Origin of the sequence: Brevibacillus sp. SKDU10, from assembly GCF_001645205.1 — a bacterium.
GTDB classification, from domain to species: Bacteria; Bacillota; Bacilli; order Brevibacillales; family Brevibacillaceae; genus Brevibacillus_B; species Brevibacillus_B halotolerans.
The window spans coordinates 1-977 of the sequence record NZ_LSSO01000104.1 but is presented as its reverse complement, the minus strand read 5'-3'; the positions used below and the strand labels follow the sequence as shown (position 1 = coordinate 977).

Annotated in this window: 1 protein-coding gene; it reads left to right on the top strand. The window is 44.7% G+C overall.

Translation table 11 applies throughout. The features are described from left to right. A partial coding sequence (locus AYJ08_RS06090; protein ID WP_064016984.1) for an aldose 1-epimerase occupies nucleotides 1-830 on the top strand: 830 nt, incomplete at its 5' end. Nucleotides 831-977 lie beyond the last annotated feature (147 nt).

The following is a 977-nucleotide window of genomic DNA, read 5'->3' as shown; positions in this document are numbered from 1 at the left end:
TTGTATCACCTGAAAAAATTTCCATGATCAGGGATGCTTCTGCCCGTTTTGGAAATCCGATTTTGTTTCCGCCCAATAAAATTAGACAAGGAAGCTTTTCCTTTAACGGGAAGAAATATCAACTAGGATTAAACAAAGGGGAGCATCATTCTCACGGAGAATTACGTGTACGCGCTTGGAATGTGATAGATCGCGGTGCAAAAGCTGATCGTGGTGCGTTCGTCGTATCCGAGTTTGATTTTGCCGATCACCCTGATTTATTGGAGGCATTTCAGGCACGTCTGGTGTTCCGCTTTACTTATGTTTTGCAAGATGGAATTCTACGTCTGGAAGGGGAAGTGAAGAACGAGAGCGAAGTAGCGGCTCCGTTTATGTTAGGCTTCCATCCTTATTTCCATGTGAAGCAGGGGCATCAACAGCAAACAATCATGCAGGTTTCTTCAAAACTTGAGTGGCCAGTAAATGAGGAAGGGTTCGTAGATGGTTCACCGACCCCAACTGATTTGTGTCAGCAATTAACCAAGGGGCTAGCCTATCCTGACATGCCAAAAGGACGAGATCATGCTTTTGTTACAGTAGAGGATGGAACCACCAGTTGCCAACTGATTGACCAGCAAGAAAGTCATAAAATTGTTTATGAATTTGGAGATCAATTCCCATTCATGCTAGTCTTCCAACCAAGCTGGAATAACAGTGTGTCTCTTGAGCCATACACGGCTGTTACAGATGCTTTTAATTTAGATGTAGAAGCAGAGCAGACGGGTGCCCGCGGTCTAGAGCCGGGGGAACAATTTGTCTTTACACATACTTTCCGTGTAGAAAAGCTGTAAGCGGAAAATAACGATAGCGCCGTATTCCTTGCTTTTATAGCAGACGGGAAGTAACAACAAAAAGGGGGAATAAACATGCCTCAATTACTATTGCGCGGGATTTCCACCGAACAGGCATGCAACATGAGCGAGGCTTTGCTTTGCGAG